Source organism: Brevibacterium jeotgali (assembly GCF_900169175.1).
GTDB lineage: Bacteria > Actinomycetota > Actinomycetes > Actinomycetales > Brevibacteriaceae > Brevibacterium > Brevibacterium jeotgali.
In genome coordinates, this window is sequence record NZ_FXZM01000008.1 from 30,883 (window position 1) to 50,804 (window position 19,922).

The 19,922-nt window shown below is 67.9% G+C and carries 19 protein-coding genes and 1 other RNA gene; 8 read left to right on the forward strand and 12 right to left on the reverse strand.

Annotated elements, in window-relative coordinates:
• Positions 1 to 192 precede the first annotated feature (192 nt).
• Positions 193 to 2,574, forward strand: a complete 2,382-nt coding sequence (locus tag BJEO58_RS09020; RefSeq protein WP_101589149.1) for a transketolase-like TK C-terminal-containing protein — start codon at positions 193 to 195, stop codon at positions 2,572 to 2,574.
• A gap of 12 nt (positions 2,575 to 2,586) precedes the next feature.
• Here the strand turns inward: BJEO58_RS09020 and BJEO58_RS09025 are convergent, their stop codons facing one another.
• From BJEO58_RS09025 to BJEO58_RS09080, 12 genes are all read right to left on the reverse strand, one after another.
• Entirely contained in the window at positions 2,587 to 3,432 is an 846-nt protein-coding gene (locus tag BJEO58_RS09025; RefSeq protein WP_101589150.1) for a serine hydrolase, read from the reverse strand.
• Positions 3,433 to 3,532: 100 nt separating this feature from the next.
• Positions 3,533 to 3,907, reverse strand: a transfer-messenger RNA (tmRNA) gene (gene ssrA / locus BJEO58_RS09030).
• A 129-nt stretch (positions 3,908 to 4,036) separates the two neighbouring features.
• Positions 4,037 to 4,531 (reverse strand): SsrA-binding protein SmpB, encoded by a 495-nt coding sequence (gene smpB, locus BJEO58_RS09035; protein ID WP_101589151.1) that lies wholly within the window; start codon positions 4,529 to 4,531, stop codon positions 4,037 to 4,039.
• A 67-nt stretch (positions 4,532 to 4,598) separates the two neighbouring features.
• Positions 4,599 to 5,852, reverse strand: coding sequence for a M23 family metallopeptidase (locus tag BJEO58_RS09040; RefSeq protein WP_246076155.1), 1,254 nt, complete (start codon positions 5,850 to 5,852; stop codon positions 4,599 to 4,601).
• A gap of 8 nt (positions 5,853 to 5,860) precedes the next feature.
• Positions 5,861 to 6,775 (reverse strand): permease-like cell division protein FtsX, encoded by a 915-nt coding sequence (gene ftsX / locus BJEO58_RS09045; protein ID WP_101589152.1) that lies wholly within the window; start codon positions 6,773 to 6,775, stop codon positions 5,861 to 5,863.
• A complete protein-coding gene (gene ftsE, locus BJEO58_RS09050) occupies positions 6,772 to 7,467 on the reverse strand; it encodes a cell division ATP-binding protein FtsE (protein WP_101589153.1) in 696 nt (231 codons plus the stop codon). The genes ftsX and ftsE overlap by 4 nt, the downstream gene beginning before the upstream one ends.
• Before the next feature lie 171 nt (positions 7,468 to 7,638).
• Positions 7,639 to 8,760, reverse strand: a complete 1,122-nt coding sequence (gene prfB / locus BJEO58_RS09055) for a peptide chain release factor 2 (RefSeq protein ID WP_101589154.1) — start codon at positions 8,758 to 8,760, stop codon at positions 7,639 to 7,641.
• A gap of 45 nt (positions 8,761 to 8,805) precedes the next feature.
• Positions 8,806 to 9,471, reverse strand: a complete 666-nt coding sequence (locus BJEO58_RS09060; protein ID WP_101589155.1) for a carboxymuconolactone decarboxylase family protein — start codon at positions 9,469 to 9,471, stop codon at positions 8,806 to 8,808.
• Between the two features lie 145 nt (positions 9,472 to 9,616).
• Positions 9,617 to 11,623, reverse strand: coding sequence for a TRAP transporter permease (locus tag BJEO58_RS09065; RefSeq protein WP_101589270.1), 2,007 nt, complete (start codon positions 11,621 to 11,623; stop codon positions 9,617 to 9,619).
• Between the two features lie 107 nt (positions 11,624 to 11,730).
• A complete protein-coding gene (locus BJEO58_RS09070; protein ID WP_101589156.1) occupies positions 11,731 to 12,861 on the reverse strand; it encodes a TAXI family TRAP transporter solute-binding subunit in 1,131 nt (376 codons plus the stop codon).
• A 202-nt stretch (positions 12,862 to 13,063) separates the two neighbouring features.
• On the reverse strand, positions 13,064 to 13,924 hold the full coding sequence (locus tag BJEO58_RS09075; RefSeq protein WP_180951892.1) for a LysR family transcriptional regulator: 861 nt from the start codon (positions 13,922 to 13,924) through the stop codon (positions 13,064 to 13,066).
• A gap of 120 nt (positions 13,925 to 14,044) precedes the next feature.
• Positions 14,045 to 14,962, reverse strand: coding sequence for an amidohydrolase family protein (locus BJEO58_RS09080; RefSeq protein ID WP_101589158.1), 918 nt, complete (start codon positions 14,960 to 14,962; stop codon positions 14,045 to 14,047).
• A gap of 238 nt (positions 14,963 to 15,200) precedes the next feature.
• Between BJEO58_RS09080 and BJEO58_RS09085 the strand changes: the two genes are divergently transcribed.
• From BJEO58_RS09085 to BJEO58_RS09115, 7 genes are read left to right on the forward strand one after another with little or no spacing between them, the layout of a single operon-like run.
• A complete protein-coding gene (locus tag BJEO58_RS09085) occupies positions 15,201 to 16,427 on the forward strand; it encodes a TadA family conjugal transfer-associated ATPase (protein ID WP_101589159.1) in 1,227 nt (408 codons plus the stop codon).
• Positions 16,424 to 17,296 carry a type II secretion system F family protein gene (locus BJEO58_RS09090; protein ID WP_101589160.1) on the forward strand — a complete coding sequence of 291 codons (873 nt, stop codon included), beginning with the start codon at positions 16,424 to 16,426 and terminating at the stop codon, positions 17,294 to 17,296. The genes BJEO58_RS09085 and BJEO58_RS09090 overlap by 4 nt, the downstream gene beginning before the upstream one ends.
• On the forward strand, positions 17,293 to 18,252 hold the full coding sequence (locus BJEO58_RS09095) for a type II secretion system F family protein (RefSeq protein ID WP_101589161.1): 960 nt from the start codon (positions 17,293 to 17,295) through the stop codon (positions 18,250 to 18,252). Before BJEO58_RS09090 ends, BJEO58_RS09095 begins: the two co-directional genes overlap by 4 nt.
• A gap of 22 nt (positions 18,253 to 18,274) precedes the next feature.
• Positions 18,275 to 18,532 (forward strand): hypothetical protein, encoded by a 258-nt coding sequence (locus BJEO58_RS09100; protein WP_246076153.1) that lies wholly within the window; start codon positions 18,275 to 18,277, stop codon positions 18,530 to 18,532.
• A 21-nt stretch (positions 18,533 to 18,553) separates the two neighbouring features.
• Positions 18,554 to 19,000 carry a TadE/TadG family type IV pilus assembly protein gene (locus tag BJEO58_RS09105; RefSeq protein WP_246076152.1) on the forward strand — a complete coding sequence of 149 codons (447 nt, stop codon included), beginning with the start codon at positions 18,554 to 18,556 and terminating at the stop codon, positions 18,998 to 19,000.
• Complete coding sequence (locus BJEO58_RS09110; protein ID WP_101589162.1) at positions 18,997 to 19,437, forward strand: TadE/TadG family type IV pilus assembly protein; 441 nt, start codon at positions 18,997 to 18,999, stop codon at positions 19,435 to 19,437. Before BJEO58_RS09105 ends, BJEO58_RS09110 begins: the two co-directional genes overlap by 4 nt.
• The gene (locus BJEO58_RS09115; protein ID WP_101589163.1) at positions 19,437 to 19,877 is read left to right on the forward strand and encodes a pilus assembly protein TadG-related protein; all 441 of its coding nucleotides are present in this window, start codon (positions 19,437 to 19,439) and stop codon (positions 19,875 to 19,877) included. Before BJEO58_RS09110 ends, BJEO58_RS09115 begins: the two co-directional genes overlap by 1 nt.
• Positions 19,878 to 19,922 lie beyond the last annotated feature (45 nt).

The window sequence follows — 19,922 nt, forward strand, 5'->3', positions numbered from 1 at the left end:
CGAGAGGGAGTTGAGCACTCTGCATCTTCATGGTTGTGTGAGTCACACGTCGAGGGCATCCGCTTCGGCACCTGCACGACATACCCCGTCTGCACAGCATCCGGACGATCCGTCCCCCTCCCGCCGGCACACCCACCGGCGGCCCGTTCGGGCCCCTCGGACCAGCTCGTCGTTCGCCACCGGAGGCAGATCGTGCATTCTCACCCCAGCTCCCAGACCCACGGGGCCGCCGCCCCTGCAGCGCCCACTCACGCCGCCGCTCCTGCCGCGGTCGACCCGGCACTCCTCGAAGAGATCCACCGCAGGGTCCTCTGGCTGTCGACGTCGATCATCCACCACGCCAACCGTGTGCGCCCGAACCTGAGCGGACTCAAGGTCGGCGGTCACCAGGCGTCCTGCGCATCGATCGCGTCGATCATGACCGCCCTCTGGTTCACGACCCTCACCCGTGACGACCGCGTGAGCGTCAAGCCGCACGCCGGTCCCGTCTGGCACGCGATCACCTACCTGCTGGGCGAGCTCGACGAAGAGCACCTCACGACGCTGCGCCAGTACGGCGGTCTCCAGTCCTACCCGAGCCGCACGAAGGACCCCGTTCCGGCGGACTACTCGACCGGATCCGTGGGGATCGGCGCGACGGCCCCGATCTGGGGCGCCGTGGCCCGCCGCTACGTCGACTCCGTGCTGCGCCCCGTGGGCAGCGGCCGGCAGTACTCGCTCGTGGGCGACGCCGAACTGGACGAGGGTGCGATCTGGGAGGCCGTGATCGATCCCGAGGTCAAGCACCTGGGCGAGATCGTGTGGATCGTCGACCTCAACCGCCAGTCGCTCGACAGAGTGGTCCCGGACATCGCCGCCGGTCGCATCGAAGCGATGTTCGACGCCGCCGGCTGGCAGGTCCTCCCCGTGAAGTTCGGCGCGCTCCTCGAAGAGCTGTTCACCCGACCCGGCGGGCCCGCACTGCGGTCGCGCATCCTCTCCATGCCCAACCCCGAATACCAGCGGCTGCTGCGGTGCACCCCGCAGGAGCTGCGCGACCGACTGCCAGGCGACGGGCCCGAAGACGACGCGGGGGCGCTGCGCGGACTCATCGCAGCGCTCGACGACGACACCCTCACCGCGGCGATCCGCAATCTGGGCGGACACGACATCCCGACCCTCCTGGACGCCTTCGCTCGGATCGACGACACGCGACCGACCGTCATCATCGCCTACACGATCAAGGGCTACGGCCTGCCGAGCTCCGGCCATCCGCAGAACCACTCGGCTCTCATCAGCCAGGAGGAGTACGAGGAGTTCGCCGTCCAGTCCGGGCAGGACCCCGCGACTCCGTGGACGCGCTTCGCTCCGGACAGCGCGGAGGGGCGAGCGGTCGCCGCGGCGGCCCAGCGCCTCACCCGGCCGGGCTTCTCCCCGGCACCGGAGCCGGAGCTGCTCCAGGACCTCGGGCGCCCGCACCGCGGCACGTCGTCCTCCCAAGCCGCACTGGGCCGCGTGCTCATGGACCTCAGCCGGCAGTCCCCGGACACCGCCCGCCGCGTCGTCACGGTCAGCCCGGACGTCTCGTCGACGACGAACCTCGGCGGCTGGGTCAACAAGGTGGGCGCGTGGAGCGCCTCGCAGGCTCCGAACTGGTTCGCGGATGACAAGGAGACGATCCTCCATTGGAACGAGTCCCCGCAGGGCCAGCACATGGAGCTGGGCATCGCGGAGACCAATCTCGTGGGACTCCTGGGCGAGCTCGGTGCGACGTGGAGTCGCTGGGGAGAGCCGCTCTACCCGATCGGTGTCATGTACGACCCGTTCGTCAACCGCGCGCTGGAGCCGTGGACGTTCGGCATGTACGCGGGCGGCCAGTCGATCCTCGTGGGCACGCCGTCGGGTGTGACCCTCGCTCCGGAGGGTGGTGCGCACCAGTCGATCACGACGCCGTCGACCGGCATCGAGGTGCCGGGGCTGCTCGCATACGAACCGGCCTTCGCGCAGGACGTCGAGTGGACGCTGCTGCACGCCATCTCCCATCTGGGCAGGCCCGGCGGGATGTCGTCGTACCTGAGGCTCTCGACCCGGGGCATCGACCAGGATCGCGCCGCGGTGCCCACGGATCCGGCGGCCCGGATGCGGCGTCGGGATCAGGTGGTCGCAGGCGGGTACCTCCTGCAGGCTGCGGAGGACCCGGCAGTGACGCTCGTCGGCATGGGCGCGATGATGCCCGAGGTGCTGGATGCCGCCGACCGGCTGAACGAGCAGGGCGTCGGCGCGGACGTCGTGTGCGTGACGAGCCCCGGGCAGCTGTTCCGTGCGCTGCAGAGCGTGCGGCGGCCGGAGCAGCGGGCTCAGCACGCCTGGATCCTCGATCAGGTGTTCCCCACGTCGCGCGCCAGACCCATGGTGACCGTGCTCGACGGACACCCGCACAGCCTGTCGTTCCTCGCGACGATCAACCGCGTCGAGCACGTCGCACTGGGCGTCAGCGCGTTCGGCCAGTCGGGAGATGTCCCGGACGTGCACCGGCACCACGGGATCGATGCGGACTCCATCGTGCGCTCGGCACTGGACGCCGCGCGACGGTGACGGCGGCGGGGGTCAGGTGGTCGGGGTGCTGACGTGGGATCGGATCGCCTCGCCGATGGCCCGCATGTGGGTCTCGACCACGACGCGGACGCCGTGCGGGCCCGTGTCCGCAGCAGGCGACCAATTGGCACCGGCGGCGTACGCGACTCCCCCGCCGGCTCCGACCACGACGCCTGCATCCACGCGGACGCCGGTGTCGTGTCCGGTCTTGTGGCGCAGGAGGACGCCGCCGTCGGCAGCGAGGTGCGCCAGCGGGTCGAGGTGGAGTCCGCCGGCCACCATCGATGCATCGACTCCCGCGGCCAGGTGCTTGAGGACCCGTGCGGAGACGTCCTCGGACACCGCCTCCCCCGCGTGAAGCATCGCGAAGAGCCGTGAGAGCTCCTGCGCCGTCCCGCACGAGGGTGCCCACGGGTGCGCATCTGTCCGCTCGTCGCGGATGACGTCGAGGAACGCGGTGCTCTGGAGACCGAGACCTGCCGACACCGCGCGCACCGCGTCCGATCCGCAGAGGTCCGTGAGTGCATTCGTGGCGAGGTTGTCGCTGACGGCGCCGACCAGCAGGCAGGCGTCCGCCACGGTGATCGTCCGTTCGCGGAAGAGGTGCAGCAGCCCGGAATCGGCGACCTCGTGCTCCGGCCGGATCGGGAGTCGAGCCGCAGGATCGAGCCGGCCATCGGCGATGCGAGCGGCGGCTTCGAGGAGCAGGAAGATCTTCCCCACGCTCGCGGTCCCGAGCACGCGGTCCGGCTCGTGTCGCAGCAGCGGAAGGCCGGTGGCCAGGTCGACGACGTCGATCGACCAGGCGACCGGGACCTCAGCGGCGGGGGTCGTGAGGTGCTCGAACGCGGTGTTCACGTGCCCAGCCTATGCGTAGTCCGGTCCCGGACCACGATGCGGGCACAGAAAAGGACCCTCTCGAACTGCTTGCACAAGCAGTTCGAGAGGGTCCTTTCAGGGGTGGAGATGGCGGGAATCGAACCCGCGTCCGCCGACTCATCGCTGGGACTTCTCCGGGCGCAGTCCGTGAAGAGTTTCTTAGGTCCTGGTCACCGCACGAACACGTAGACCAACGGACGGATTCGAGTAAGAGTCCCGCTGACACCCTCGACGAATGTCAGCAGCAGTGGCTTCCTAGCTGACGCCAGGATCCGGAGCGGAAGCTACCCCGGCCTGACGGACTCGCTCAGCTCGCTGTCAGGCAGCGAGGGCGAAGTCGGTGCGAGTTTTGTTTTCAGCACCTATTGGTTTGCAGAGGACATTAACGAGTTGACTCTGCCTTCTCGGCCCGCTTCTCCCGGCTCAACAGCCGGCGTCGAAACCGATCATCCCCTTATTCAGTTGCCAGAGGCCCCGCCCGAAGGCGATGACCCGACACCGTCCGTCACTGGTCGTGGACCAGATCCGGATGCCTCACTGTACACCCACAACACGGAGTGCACCATCGCTATTCCGCGCTGGTCTATTCGCCGCGGCGGACCTTGTCCTTCATCGCGCGTTCCGCTTCGCGCTTGTCCTGCTTCTCACGCAGCGCCTGCCGCTTGTCCCAGTCCTTCTTGCCGCGAGCGATCGCGATCTCGACCTTCACCCGCGACCCGTCGAAGTAGAGCTCGAGCGGGATCAGCGTGTGTCCGGCTTCCCGCACCTTCTGGGAGATCCGCAGGATCTCCGTCTTGTGCAGGAGCATCTTCCGGCGACGGCGCGCGGAGTGGTTCGTCCAGGTCCCCTGCGTGTACTCCGGGATGTATGCGTGCTCCAGCCACGCCTCACCCTGGAAGATCAGGCCGAACCCGTCGGTGAGGTTCGCCCGGCCTTCGCGCAGCGACTTCACCTCTGTGCCGGTGAGGACGAGACCCGCTTCGAAGGTCTCCTCGATGTGGTATTCGTGGAGCGCCTTGCGGTTGCGCGCGATCGACTTGCGCGCAGGCTCCTTCTTGCCCGCAGAGTCCTTCGACATGGTCCCTCCTCTCCTTCGTGGTGCGTCCGCACGCTCGTGCCTGCGAACGCTCCATTCTAGCGCAGGGTCAGGAGATCCAGTCCATGGGGTCGACGTAGTCGCCGTCCTGCATCACCTCGAAGTGGAGGTGGCAGCCGGTCGAGGAACCGGTGGTGCCCGCCAGTGCGACTGCATCGCCCTGGCTCACGCTCTGACCGGCGGTCACGAGATTGCGCGTGTTGTGGTTGTACGTCGTCGCGATGCTCGCGCCGTTGGACGTGCCGTGCGCGATGACGACGCGGTTGCCGTACCCGCCGGCGCTCCCGCTGGAGACGACCACCCCGTCCGCGGCGGCGTAGACGTCCACTCCGCAGGGGGTGCCGAAGTCGGTGCCGGTGTGCAGGCGCCTCACCCCTGCGATCGGGTGCATGCGCCAGCCGAACGGGGAGGTGATCGGGTAGTCGGGCGCGGGGTTCCTGAGGAACCCTTCACCGGGCAGCGAGCGGTTGCCGTCGCCGTTGTCCTCCTGCCACTCACGGACCTCGTCGGCCAGCCGCTCCTGCTCCTCCTTCTGACGCTCGAGCTCCTCGGCCGTCTCGGCCTGGTTGTCCTCGATCGTCTTCGCAGCGGCGTCCTTCTGCGACACGAGGGAGTCCAGCGCGGCCTTCGCGTCCTGCGCGGTCCGCTCCGCGGCCTCCTTCTCGAGGACGACCTCGGCGGCCTCGTCCTTGAGGTCGGAGATCTCCTCGGAGATGGCATCGAGCCGGTCCTGGTTGTTGATGTTCGCGGCCCGACGCTCACCCAGCCGGGTGATGGTGCGCTGCTGACCGCGCACTGCGGAGTCCACGCGCGTGAGGCCGTCCAGCCCGTTGTCGCTCTCCGTCATCTGCAGGAGCATCGCGACATCGCTCGTCACACCGGAGTTCTGGTAGGCCTTGCGGGCCACTCCGACGACGGACTCCTCCGACTCCTCGATCTGGTCCGTGCCGCTGTCGATCTCCTCGCGCAGCTCCTCCTCGGCATTCTCCGCGGAGGTCAGTCGGGCGCCCAGCTCCTCATCCTTGCGCTTCGCCTCGTCGAGTTCATCCGTCGCCGCGTCGACGGCGTCCTCGGCATCGGGCATCTGCGATTCCGCGTCCTCCATCTCTGCGACGACGCGCGCGAGCTCCTCGCTGAGCCCCTCGTGCTCCCGCTGCAGCTCGTCGACGCGCTCGTCGACGGATTCCTTCTCCGCCGTCGGGCTCGCCGCACCTGCGGAACCGGGCGCCAGCATGACGAAGGCGAGGACGACGGCGATCAGTGCCAGGATCCTGCGGGGGAACGGGACGGTGCTCTGTTTCACGAAGCCGATCACACCTTCATATAGCGACGGAGGGTGAGCCAGGACGATGCGCCGGCCATGACGACGCCGACCACGAGGAGGATGGGAGTCACGAGCGCCACGTCGCCCACGGTCACGAGGTTCACCCCGGCCATGCGGGACTGGAGCCATCCGGACACCCCGAAGTGCACGCCGACGCCCAGCACGGCCCCTGCGAGGACACTGCCCAGGGCCGCCGCGAGGATGCCCTCGAGGATGAAAGGCAGTTGGATGAAGAGGTTCGACGCGCCGACCAGTCGCATGATGCCGGTCTCCCGGCGCCGGGTGAACGCGGACAGGCGGATCGTCGTCGCGATGAGCAGGACGGCGCACAGCGTCATGATCCCGGCGATCCCCACTGCGGCAGCGGTCGCGATGTTGAGGATCCTGAAGAGCTGGTCGAGGAGTCGGTTCTGGTCCACGACCTCCTCCACCCCGGGGGTCGCGGAGAAGTACTCGCTGATGATGCCGTACTGCTCCGGATCAGCGAGCTGGATGCGGAAGGACTCCTGCATCTGGTCTTCGGGCACTGTGCCTTCGAGGCTGGTGCCCTCGAACTGCTCCTCGAACAGGCGATGGGCGGTCGCCTTGTCCTCGAAGTGCACCTCTTCGACGTAGTCGTCGAGATCGGGCGATCCCAGCGCGGCCTCGATCGCGTCCTTCTGCTCCTGGGTGGCCTCGCCGTCAGGGCAGGTCGGCGTCTCCGCATCGGGCGGGCAGAGGAACACGGCGACCTGCACGCGGTCGTACCAGTAGTCCTTCATCCCGCCGATCTGCATCTGCAGGAGGATCGCGGCGCCGATGAACAGCAGAGAGACGAAGGTGACGAGGATGACCGAGATGATCATCGAGAGGTTCCGACGCAGGCCGGTGAGCACCTCGGAGAAGATGAAGGAGGTCTTCACGGCTGCGTCACCTCCGGGCGGTAGCCGCCCACTTCGTCGCGGACCATCTCGCCGCCCCGCAGTTCGATCACGCGTCTGCTCATCGAAGTGACGATCGACGAGTCGTGGGTCGCCATGAGCACGGTGGTGCCGAAGCTGTTGATGCGCGTGATGACATCCATGATGTCCTGGCTGGTCGCCGGGTCCAGGTTGCCCGTCGGCTCATCCGCGAGCAGGATGCCGGGCTTGTTCACGACTGCGCGGGCGATCGCCACGCGCTGCTGCTCGCCGCCGGACAGTTCGTGCGGGTACCGCTTCTGCTTGCCGTCCAGGCCGACCGTCTCGAGCACATCGGGCACCAGCGTCGAGATCGCCGCTCGTGACTTCCCGATCACGTGCAGTGCGAATGCAACGTTGTCGAACACGTTCTTGTGGGGCAGCAGGCGGAAGTCCTGGAAGACGGTGCCGATGCCGCGTCGCAGGTGCGGCACCTTCCAGCTGGGCATCCGGGCGGTCTGCGTGCCGGCCACGGTGATGCGCCCGCGGGTGGGCACCTCTTCGCGCAGCACCAGACGGATGACGGTCGACTTCCCCGATCCCGAGGCCCCCACGAGGAACACGAACTCCCCCGCGTCAGCGGTGAAGGACAGGTCGCCGAGGGCAGGCGCCACCCGGTGGTCGTAGGACTTCGTGACCTTGTCGAACGTGATCACACATGCTCCGGGGCTGAAGAGGAAGAGGGACGCGGACGCAGGACGTCCATGCTCACTGTAGAGGCGCGGGACAGCCCTCGTCGCGTTTCCCCAGGCCCTCCCGCGTGTCGGAGACCGGTCGTGCGAGAACCGTGTCGACCCGCGTGCAGACTCCGGTCTCCCGGGCTGGGATCAGGCGTCGGCCTCGGCGGCCATCTCCTGCTCCTTGCGCCAGCGGATGCCGGCGCGCAGGAACCCGTCGATCGCTCCGTCGAAGACGGATGAGGGGTTGTTGACCTCGTGGTTCGTCCGCAGATCCTTGACCATCTGGTAGGGGTGCGTGACGTAGGAGCGCATCTGGTCGCCCCAGCTCGCCTTGATGTCGCCGGCGAGCTCCTTCTTCTGAGCGTTCTCCTCCTCCTGCTTCAACAGGAGCAGGCGGGACTGGAGGACGCGCATCGCGGCGGCGCGGTTCTGGATCTGCGATTTCTCATTCTGCATGCTCACGACCGTGCCGGTCGGCACGTGGGTGATGCGCACAGCGGAGTCCGTCGTGTTGACCGACTGCCCGCCGGGGCCCGAGGAGCGGTAGACGTCGATGCGCAGATCGTTCTCGTCGATGTCGACGTGGTCGCTCGACTCGATGAGCGGGATGACCTCCACAGCGGCGAACGAGGTCTGGCGACGGCCCTGATTGTCGAAGGGGCTGATGCGGACCAGACGATGGGTGCCCGCCTCCACGGAGAGCGTCCCGTACGCGTAGGGAGCGTTGACCTGGATCGTCGCGGACTTCACGCCTGCGCCCTCCGCATAGGAGGTGTCGAGCTCCTGCACCGAGTACTTGCGGTTCTCCGCCCACCGGACGTACATGCGGGTGAGCATCTGCGCGAAGTCCGAGGCGTCGTCGCCGCCCGCGCCGGCGCGCACCGTGATGACCGCGGAGCGCTCGTCGTACTCGCCGGACAGCAGAGTGGAGATCTCCAGATCACCCAGCTCCGAGCGGAGCTTCGCGATCTCGGACACCGCTTCGTCGATCGCGTCCTGGTCGTCCTCGTCCTCGCCCATGGAGACGAGGAGCTCGACGTCCTCGATGCGCTGGTCGAAGCGGTCGAGCTTCTCCAGCACCGACTGCTTGTGCGACAGCTTCGACGTCACCTTCTGGGCGGCGTCCGGGTCGTCCCAGAGGTCCGGGGCCGCCGCAGCGTGCGTGAGCTCCTCCACCTCACTGCGCAGGGTGTCGACGTCGGACACCTCACGGATGGAGGCGAAGGTGTTCTGCAGTGATGTGATCTCTGCTGAGAAGTCTGTTGCCATAGTCGTCTTAGCCTACGGCACACGCGGACCCGGGACTCGCAGGGCTCATTTCTCGTCGTAGAGCTTCATCGCGAGGAATCCGTGCGTGTAGGCAGCGCCTGCGCGCAAGGCTGCGGCCACCATGACGGCGCGGGCGACCTCCTCGTCCGTCGCACCGGCCTTCTGCGCATTGCCGACGTGCGCCCCCAGGCAGTACGGGCACTGCGTCGTCGCGGCGACCGCGATCGCGATGAGTTCGCGGACCTTGACGGACAGGACCTCGTCGCTCGGGTCGAAGACGGCCGCGTCGAATTCACCGAACGCCTCCACGGATCCGCCGGATGCCTTCCGCAGCGCGCGCAGGTGCTTCACGTCGCCGGGCTCCTGGAAGTGCTCCAGTTCCTCCCCCTGCTCGGCGATCTTGTGCGCGAGCAGGCCGTGCGTGTAGGCCGCACCAGCACGGAGCCCCGCGGAGACGAAGACGGCGCGGGCGACCTCCTCACGGCTCGCCCCCTCCTTCTTCGCGCTGCCCACGTGGACGTCGAGGCAGTAGGGGCACTGCGTGGTCGACGCGACGCCGATCGCGATGAGCTCCTTCGTCCTGAGGTCGAGCACCTCATCGTCAGCGTCGAACACCGCCGCGTCGAAGGCGCCGAACGCCTTCACCTGGTTGGGTGCCGCCTGCGCGAGGACCGTGGCGTAGTCGAAGTCTCCGGACTCGTGGTAATGCATGTGCTCCTCCTTCGGAGAACGCGGACTCTCCGTCGAGGGCCCTCAGTCGAGGGCCCTCGCGCAGGCTCAGATGCACCCTGCGCATCCGGTGTCGAGTCTGCCGCTCCGCGTCCACCCGCGTCGAGGCCGCGCCCAGATGATGGGATCACGTGCGGGCGGAGTCCGTCTCGTCAGTCGACTCGCCGATGTCGTCCGTGCGTGCCAGCGACTCCGCCACGGCGTCGTCCTCGATCGGCACCTCACCCGTGGGCGCTTCACCGGTGTTGACGAACCGGGTCACGACCATGGCGAGGACGCCCACGCCGAGTCCGATGAGACTGGAGGTCAGCTCCGGTGCCAGAGTCGTGATCCCCGCGAGTCCCGTGATGACCCGGGTGACCGCATGCATGCGTCGCTCGACACCGATGGCCCAGCCCTCGAACGCACAGCCGATGAAGAACACGCCGATGACCGCGAAGAGCAGCGTGTAGATGATCTCGACGAGCCCCGCATCCTGCGCGAGGAGTGCAGGATTGAAGACGAAGGCGAACGGGATGATGTACTTCACCGCGCCCAACCGCATCGCGACCAGCGACGTCGCCATCGGCGGCGTCTTCGCGATGTTCGCTGCGGCGAAGGAGGCGAGTGCCACGGGCGGGGTGATGTAGGAGACCGTCGCCCAGTAGATCACGAACAGGTGGCCGGCGATCGGGTTGATGCCGAGCGCGACGAGCGCGGGTGCCAGGATGATCGCGAGGAAGACGTACACCGCCGACACGGTCATTCCCATGCCGAGCACGAACGACGTGATCGCTCCGGCGATGAGGATGAGGATGATATTGCCGTCGACGAGAGCGATGAGCTCACGGGCCATCGACAGGGATACGCCGGTCATCGACAGGCCGCCGACGATGAGTCCGACTCCGGCGATGATGCCGATGATCTCGCCGATCGTCCGTCCCGCCGAGTAGACGAAGTCGAAGAGCAGTGCGGGGACCTTCTTGAGATCGCTGCTGAGGGCGAACTTCACGATCTCGACGACGAGGAGGAACGCGATGACGAAGTACGGCGCCTGGACCTCGTTCTTGTAGACGATCAGGATGACGATCAGTCCGATGAGCGCGGTGAGGTAGGGCCAGCCCTTCAGGAGGACTCCGCCGAACCGGGGAAGGAGCTCTCTGCGCACACCGCGCAGGCCGGACTTCGCGGAGTAGGCGTCGATCTGCACGAAGATGCCGAGGAAGTAGAGCAGTGCCGGGACGGCGGCGGCGAGTGCGATCTCTGCATAGGGGACTCCGACGAAGGAGACCATGAGGAAGGCTGCGGTGCCCATGATCGGCGGGGTGATGGTTCCTCCGGTCGAGGCGGTCGCCTCCACACCGGCGGCGTACTTGCCGGCGAATCCCGAACGCTTCATGGCGGGGATCGTCATCGGACCGGTGGTGAGGACGTTCGACACCGCGGACCCCGACATCATGCCCATGGAGCCGGACGAGATGACGGACACCTTCGCCGAACCGCCGCGGAACCGGCCGAAGGCCGCCTGCGCGAGGTCGTAGAAGAAGGCCGCACCGCCCGTGTGCTGCAGCGCGACGCCGAACATCAGGAAGCCGATGAGGATCGACCCGCCCACCTGCAGCGGCAGACCGAGGATCGAATCAGCACCGAGTGCGTGGATCTGCGCTGTCGTCTTCAGGTCGAACGACAGGCCGCGCAGGAAGCCGATCGGTATGACGTCCGCGATGAGGGGGTACAGGGAGAAGGCGAGGGCGATGCCGGTGACGACGAGGCCGGCCGTGCGCCGCAGGGCGTCCAGCACCGCGATCCACAGGACGAATGCGGCTGCGGTCGCCAGCGGCGGGGCGGCGTAGTCCCATCCGAAGGTGATGATCGTCTCGCCGTTGTAGCCCAGGTAGAGGCACGTGATGAGCACCAGTGCTGCGATGGCGATGTCATAGGACGGCAGGCGCTTGCCGCCCTGGGACTTCACGATCGGATAGCAGAGGAACACGATCGGCAGGAAGCAGGCGAGCACGAGGTACAGATAGGAATTCGCCAGCAGTGAGAAGCCGCCGGGGTTCCAGAAGAACGCCTGATTCATGGCGATGAGGGTCCCGATGACGGTGAGGACGACGATGACCGTCTTCCACGGTGTGGTCACGCGATCTTTCATGAGCATTCCAATCAGAGTGGAGTACGAGGACGAGACGGATCGGCCGGCCGGCCGGCGCTCGACGCATGTCAGCTCGAGCGCCGGCCGGCCGGCTCCTCACCATCGAGTCACTCGGGGACGTTCTCGTCCTTGAACGCGTTCCAGTCCTCATGGCTGAGGTCGTCGCCGGCCTGCTCGACGTACTCGGGCCATGCCTCACGAAGAGCCTCACCGCGCTCGATCAGCTCCGCGTTCTTGGCCTCGGCCTCCTCGGTCCACGCATCCTGCTCTTCGAGGAACGTCACGAGCCCCTCATGGAACGGCACCTCGGTCGGGACGATCTGCGCCTCGTCGATGCTCCAGCCCTTGGTCGTCTGCGTGACGTCCTTGTAGCCGTCGAAGTTGTCCTGCAGCGACTGCACCACGGCAGTGACCTGCTCGGGGGATGCCTCCGCCTTGGCGATCATCGGCACGGAGTAGTAGACGGCGTTGTCCTCCTCGCCCTCTTCCTGTCCGGGACCGTTCGCGAAGGAGTCGATGTAGGTCGACGGTGCGACCTCTTCGACGGCGTCGGCCTTCTCGCCCTCCGTCTCGGACAGGTCGAGCCACTGGACGTCCATCGTCGATTCGAGCTCGAACAGGGAGGATCCGTACACCTGCTGATAGACCGCATCGATCTGGCCGTTCTTGAGGCCGTCGGCCTGATCGCCGTAGCTGATGTCGACCGGTTCGACGTCATCCCAGGTCAACCCGCCGTACGCGAGGATCGCTTCCGTCTTGTTCTGCACCGACGGGTTGGCCGTCGCACGCGGCACCTTCTTCCCTGCGAGATCGGCAGGGGTCTCGATTCCGGAATCAGCGCCGACCAGCAGGCTGTGCGGCGCGGTCGGAGCCCACGCCACCCGCACGTCCTGCGGACCCCAGTCCGGGACCGCGAAGTCGTGGTCCGCCTCGAACGCGTAGATGTACGCATCACCGGTGCGGGTGAACATCGCCTGGTCCTCGCGCAGGGGCGTGAGCTGACCGATCGCCGTATCGGACGGGATGATGCGGATGCTCGCCCCCTCTGCGGAGGTCAGCTCCTCCGCGATCGCGGCGGTGTCCGCGTAGGTCGACGTGCCTGTGCCGTACGTCGACCAGGCCATCTCGGAAGGCAGTCCGCCCTCCGTCGACGTGGTCTCACCACCGGAGCCGCCGCAGGCGGTCAGCGTCAGTGCTGAGGCCAGGGCCATGGATGTGAATGCGGGAAGCTTCTTCATTGACTGGTCCTTTGCGATTCGTGGAGCCGGCTCACGCGGTCGCTGCCGCAGACGCTTCGCTGTCGACTGTCGTGTCCGTGTGCCGCCCACACAGCGTAGGCGCCGCGCACCATGGACCAGGTCACGCCCACGTATCGATGCCCTGCTCTTCAAAGGTACTTCCGATCGACTCATAGGTTACGCCTATGAGCTGAGGCCTCCTCTACACCGACCCGAAGCGCTCCCGCAGTTCGGCGTACACCTGTCCGATGAGGGTGGCCGCATCGTCGCCGCGCATGGTGACCCAGGAGTCCGAGCGCACATCGCCGGTGTCGACGTCCTCGCAGATCAGGTCGGGGTCCTGTGCAGCGATGAGCGCCGGCACCAGGGACACGCCGAGGCCCTGACGGATGAGGGACATCACTGCGTGCCAGGTCGTGGCCTGGTGCTGGACACGCGGCTCGACATCCGCTGCGCGGCAGATGGTCATCACCTTCTCCCAGTAGTGGGGCGACACCTCGCGCCGGAAGGTGATGAAGGAGGCGCCCCGCGCCTCGCCCAGCGATCGCAGCTCGGTTCCGGGCGGCGCGCACATCCGGAACTCCTCATTCGCGACCCGCACGCGCAGCAGGTCCCGGTCCTGGCCCGGGCTGTGCGAGCAGGCGATATCGATGCCTCCCACTTCGAGCGCCTCGACCTGGTCGGCCGTATTCATCTCGCGGATATGTATGACGACTCCCGGCCATGTCGCCTCGATGTCGGTGACCGCCTGCGGAAGGCCTCGGAGGAAGAAGCTCGGGACACAGCCGATCGTCACGCTGCCGGCGATCCCTTCCGCGAGGTCGGTCGCGCCGGCGACGAATCGGTCCGCAGCCTCGACCAGATTCCGCGCGCGCCCGATCAGCGCTGCGCCTTCAGTCGTGAGGGCGGTGTGCGGCCTGCGCACGAAGAGCACGACCCCGAGGTCCTTCTCGAGCTTCATGATCTCGCCGCTGAGCGCGGGCTGTGAGATGTGCAGCGCTTCGGCGGCCCTGCCGAAGTGCTGGGTGTCCGCGAGTGTGACGAAGTATGCGAGGCGACGCATGCTGACCTGGTCCATACGCAATCTTAACCACCTCACGTGCCGGACGGCCGTCGCTTCGAACCCGCATCGTAGCGCGGGGCCCGCCCGTGGGCACTCCGGTCGTCGTCAGTGCGGCCGTCCTCAGTCCAGTCCCAGCAGCCGGGCCCCATTGTCGTGGAGCACCTTCCGCTCGAACTCCTCCCCCAGCGCCAAGCCCCGGATCGCGTCGATCTGCACGGAGTACGGATAGGGGATGTTGGGGAAGTCGCTGCCCAGCACCACCTTGTCCTGCAGCCCTGTGAGCCGCTCGAGGAGGTCCTCGGGGAACGGCATGGTCGCCTCGACATACGGAGTGAACGTCATGCAGGTGTCGAGGCAGACGTTCTCGTACTCCTCCGCGAGCTGGATGAACTCCCGATACTCCGGCATGCCCGTGTGGGCGATGACGAACGCGAGCTTCGGATGGGCCCGCAGCACGTCGAGCACCGGGTCGAGGCCCGTGTGCCGGCCGGGGACCGGACCGGATCCGCAGTGGATGACGACGGGGACGCCCGCCTCCTCGATCTGCGCCCAGACAGGCTCCAGCAGCGGGTCGGAGGGATCGTAGCCGCCGACCTGGATGTGGGACTTGAACACGCGGGTCCCCGATTCCAGGGCACGCTGGGTGTAGGCGGCGGCCTCGGGCTCGGGGAAGAACGTCGACGTCTGGGCGCACGCCGGCGTGCGCGCGGCGAAGTCTGCGGCCCAGGAATTGAGCCACTGGGCCATTCCGGGCTTGTGGGGATAGAGCATCGAGGTGAACCCGACGACCCCCATGTCGCGCAGTCGGGCGACCCGCTCCTCCTCCGTCCACCGGTAGGCGATCGGCCACGTCCGCAGCCCGCGCTCCTCCGCCCTGTCGAAGTACCCCCACACCTTGGCCAGCACGTTCTCCGGCATGAAATGCGTGTGGATGTCTATGAACCCCGGGATGTTCAGATCCGCAGCGAGCGCGCGCAGGCGCCTAGGCTCATCGGGCGGGAGGGTGACGGCATCGGGCCGGGCGGCATTGTCAGGCATGAGCTCATCGTAGAACGTCCGTTCAGTAGACGACACCGCCCCCGCGCGCGCCCAGGGCCTCTGCGATGCAGCACGTCGCCTGAGGGCCTGTGCAGCAGGGCGACTCGACGCTCCGGTTGTCCACAGCTTCCCTCCCAGCCCTTCCAGTACCGCACCTTTAGCGCTACTTTGGATCTCGTACCGAGAGTGAAGCGACTCACACCTGTGCCTTCACGACGCCGAGGAACAGGAAGACACCGTGGAAGCCGTGGAGATCGTCCGGGCGGAGGTGCGCGAACTCATCCGCGCACGCGGCATCGACCCGCGGTCGGAGGCTCGACCCACTGCAGACCTCATCGACGAGGTCATCCGTGCCTACGACGAACGAACCCTGTCCGGCTCCCTGCCCGTCATGGGCGATCCGGACGATCTGCGCCGCAGCGTGCTCGATGACCTCACGGGCTTCGGCGCGATCCAGAAGCACCTCGACGACCCCACCGTCGAAGAGGTGTGGCTGAACGGGCCGCACGCGGTGTTCGTCTCGCGCCGCGGCGTCTCGGAGCTCACCCCCACCGTGCTGACGGAATCGGAGATCGCAGAACTCATCGAACGCCTCCTGCGCACCACCGGACGGCGCGTCGACCTGTCATCCCCCTTCGTCGACGCGTCCCTCCCGGACGGCTCGCGCCTGCACATCGTCCTTCCCGACATCACCCGCAGCCACCCTGCGATCAACATCCGGAAGTTCCTCGCACGGACACGCAGCCTGCATGACCTGGTGGAGTCGGGCTCCCTCACTCCTGCCGCGGCGGGGTTCCTCGACGCAGCTGTCGTGGCCGGCGCCAACATCCTCGTCACGGGGCAGACCCAGGCCGGCAAGACGACCATGCTCAACGCCCTCTGCGGCTCCGTGCCCGCACGCGAACGCGTGATCACCTGCGAGGAGGTGTTCGAGCTCTCCGTCCCCGCGCGCGACTGGATCGCCATGCAGTGCCGCCAGCCGAGTCTCGAGGGGACCGGAGAAGTGCCTCTGCGCCGCCTCGTGAAGGAGGCGCTGCGGATGCGGCCCGACCGGGTGATCGTCGGCGAGGTGAGGGAGGCGGAGAGCCTCGACATGCTCATCGCGATGAACGCGGGCCTGCCGGCGATGGGCTCTCTGCACGCGAACTCCGCACGCAGCGCGATCACCAAGATGTGCACGCTCCCCCTGCTCGCAGGTCCGAACATCGGGTCGTCATTCGTCACCCCCACCGTCGCGGGATGCATCGACCTCGTCGTCCACCTCGCCCTCTTGCGCAACGGCTCGCGGCGCGTGCACGAGATCGTGGCGGTCCCCGGTGGTGTCGAGTCCGGAACCGTCGAACTCGAGACGATCTTCCACACCGACGGGTCCGGCGCGCTGGTGCGCGGAAGCGGCTTCAGCCATCTGGGCGAGCGCATCGCTGCGATCGGCAAGGATGTCTACTCCCTGCTGGAGGCTGCGTGACCACCACGCTCATGGGAGCGCTCTGCGGCATCGTGCTCGCTGCAGGCCTCCTCTTCGTCTGGTCGTCCTTCTGGGAGACCCGTCCGCGTCAGGGCCGCAGATCGCCCTTCGTCGACGAGCTCGCCGATGACCTCGTCGCGGCGGACTTCCCGCGCGTCACTCCCGGACACCTCGCGGCGATCACCGTCGGAGCGGCGGCCCTCGTCTGGCTCATCGGATACGCCGTCACGTCGTCGGCGCCCATCAGCACGTGCTTCGCCGCCTTCGCATCTGCTGTGCCTCCCGCCTACATCCGTCGGCGCTCTCGCTCCCGCGAAGTCGAGCGCCGCGTCCTGTGGCCCGATGCGATCGATCACCTCCACTCCGGGGTCCGCGCCGGAATGTCCCTGCCCGAGGCCCTCGCCGCGCTGGCTCATCGCGGTCCCGACGGCCTCCGCCCGGTGTTCCACGTCTTCGAGGACGAATACCGGGCCACTGGTTCGTTCACGATGGCGCTGGACGCCTTCAAGAAGGCGAGCGCGGACCCCGTGGCGGACCGGATCGTGGCCGCTCTGGCCGTCACGCGTGACGTCGGCGGAACGGAGTTGGGGACGCTGCTGAGGACCCTCGCACACTTCCTGCGCGAAGACGCGCGCACCCGGTCGGAGCTCAAGGCGCGCCAGAGCTGGACGGTCACGGGGGCCCGGCTGGCGGTCGCCGCACCGTGGATCGTCCTCGCCCTCCTGGCGACCCGGTCCGAGGCCGCTGCCGCCTACAGCACTCCCGGCGGAATGGTCCTCCTGCTCACCGGGATGGTCGTCTCGCTCAGCGCCTACCAGGTCATGAAGCGGATCGGCCGTCTTCCGAGCGAGCCGCGGGTGCTGCGATGAGCGCCGCACTGTGGTCTCACGTCGACGTCTTCAACCCGGCGGTCGCGATCATCATGGGGCTCGTCCTCGGACTCAGCGCGGCGTTCGCGGTGGCGCGCCTCCCCATCCTCCGCCGGCCCACGCTCGCCGACCGGATCGGCCCCTACCTGCGTGACCAGCCTCGTGTCGCCTCGCTCTACGGCGCTCCTGCCGCGCCGACGACCGGCGTCGTGGGCATCCTCCAGACGACGGCGTCCTCGTGGGGTGCATGGCTCGCGTCCCGCATCACGACGGACTCGTCCGTTCTGCGGCGACTCCAGCAGGTGGGCGGCGCGACGACGGTGGAGCGCTTCCGCACGCGTCAGGTCCTCTGCATCCTCGCGGGGCTGTCCTCCGGTGCCGTCGTCGGCGCCGTCTCCGCCGTCACGCGCGGGTTCTCCCCCGTCGTGCTCCTGGGTCTGATCGGCCTGGGTGCTGTCATGGGACACATCGTCAACGACTGGTGGCTCACGCAGCAGGTCCGCGGACGCGAACGACGCATCATGGCGGAGTTCCCGACCGTCGCAGAGCTTCTCGCCCTGGCCATGACCGCCGGTGAGGGCACGATCGACGCGCTCGAGCGCGTCTGCCGGTCCACGACGGGCGAGCTCAGTCAGGAGCTGACCCGAGCCCTGTCCCAGGTGCGGACCGGCACGCCGCTGGTCGAGGCACTCGACGAGATGGGGACTCGCACCGGGAACCCGTCGATCATCCGCTTCGTCGACGGCATCGCCGTGGCGACGGCGCGCGGCACTCCTCTGGCGGAGGTCCTGCGGGCGCAGGCCGCAGATGTCCGCGAGCACGGAAGACGCTCGCTCATGGAGGTGAGCGGCCGCAAGGAGGTGGCAATGCTCGTTCCTGTCGTGGCGTTCGTCCTCCCCGTCACCGTGCTCTTCGCCCTCTATCCGACCCTCGCAGTCCTCGAACTGGGCCCCTGACCCCTCACGAAGGAGAACCATCATGCTCGCCCGCACCCGCGCCCTCGTCGTCGCCTCCCTCCTCAGCGTGCTCACACTGATCGGCGGTCTCGCCTCCCCGTCCCCACCACCCCGCCGCCGAGGCCACCGCGACTCCCGGCCCGACCGCGGTGATGTGCCGGGCTGGGTTCTCATCACCGTCATGACGGCTGCTCTGGTCGTCGCGCTCTGGGCGCTCGCGGGCGAGGCATTCACCTCACTCTTCACCGACAGCATCAACAAGGTCCGGCAGGCCGGCTGAGCCGCAGCGGACGGAATCGCAGTGTCCCTCGCACCTTCTCGGCTCCTCGCACCACCTCGTCGCGCGGACTCGGGGTCCGCAGTCGCAGAGTTCGTCATGGTCTCCGCGCTCCTCACCTTCGTCTTCGCCGCCGTGCTGCAGATCGGTCTGGCGATGCACGTGCGGAACACGGTCGTCGATTCGGCGATCGCCGGAGCACGGATCGCCGCTGCGGCAGACCGCACGACTGACGACGGGGCGAAGCACACCGCCCTGCTCATCTCGACGGCGCTCAGCTCGTCCTACGCCGATGACGTCCGTGTGACGACGTCGCCGGCCGGGCCGCACACACTCGTCACCGTGACAGTGCGCACTCCGGTGCCCGTCGCAGGATTCGTGGGCCCGGGCGACATGTGGGAGCTGCAGGGGCGCGCTCTGGTCGAAGACCCGGATCTGGACGACCTCGACGCGGAGGATCCGGGCCTGTGAGCGTCCGTCGACCCCGAACCCGAGGACGTGCCGACGAGGGGAGCGCCCTCATCGAGTTCATCTTCGGCTCCGTCGTCCTCCTCATCCCCCTCCTCTACCTGATCGTCGCCCTCGCGCAGGTGCAGGCGGGCGCGTACGCGGCACAGTCGACTGCGATCGACGCGGCACATTCCGCAGCCCGCCACCCGAGCGCCTCGCAGAACACAGCGCGCGACATCGGCGCCCTGCACTTCGCGGACCACGGCCTCGAACACGCGGACTGGCAGATCGACCTCAGCTGCGCGGGGAACTGCTCCACCGCCGGCACACCCGTGACCGCGACCGTCGTCGCGCGGATCCCGGTCCCCGGGATCCCCGCCGTGCTCGGTGAGACACGGCTCCCTGCCATCACCGTCCGCTCCGCCCACACCGACCTCGTCGCACCTGCGGAGGGATGATGACACGCGTCCCGGCACCCCGTCGACCACGAGATGACGGATCGATCACGCCGCTGGCGATCGGGTTCGCGACGATCGCACTCGCGCTCATCCTGCTCGCAGCGCTCATCACCGATATGTGGTTGGCGCAGCGGAAGCTGTTCGCCCTCGCCGACTCCGCCGCCCTCGCCTCTGCCGAGTCCTTCGATGCCGCGCCCACGGACGAACCGGGCATCCTCCTCACCGACGACGGAGTGACGGAGGCGGCCCGCCACTACCTGTCGGCGGTCGAGGTCCCCTCCGGCTATTCCGGGGTCTCCGTGTCCGGACGCAGCCCCGACGGCCTCAGCGCGGAAGTCAGCCTCCGCACGACATACGTGCCCGCTCTCCTGTCCCCCTTCGCTCCGTCCTGGATCGAGCTCGAGGCCACCGCGACGGTCCGCGGCGCACTGCGGCTGTGAGCAGTCCCTGCTGACCGCAGGCCTCACACCGGCCCCGGCCAGTTC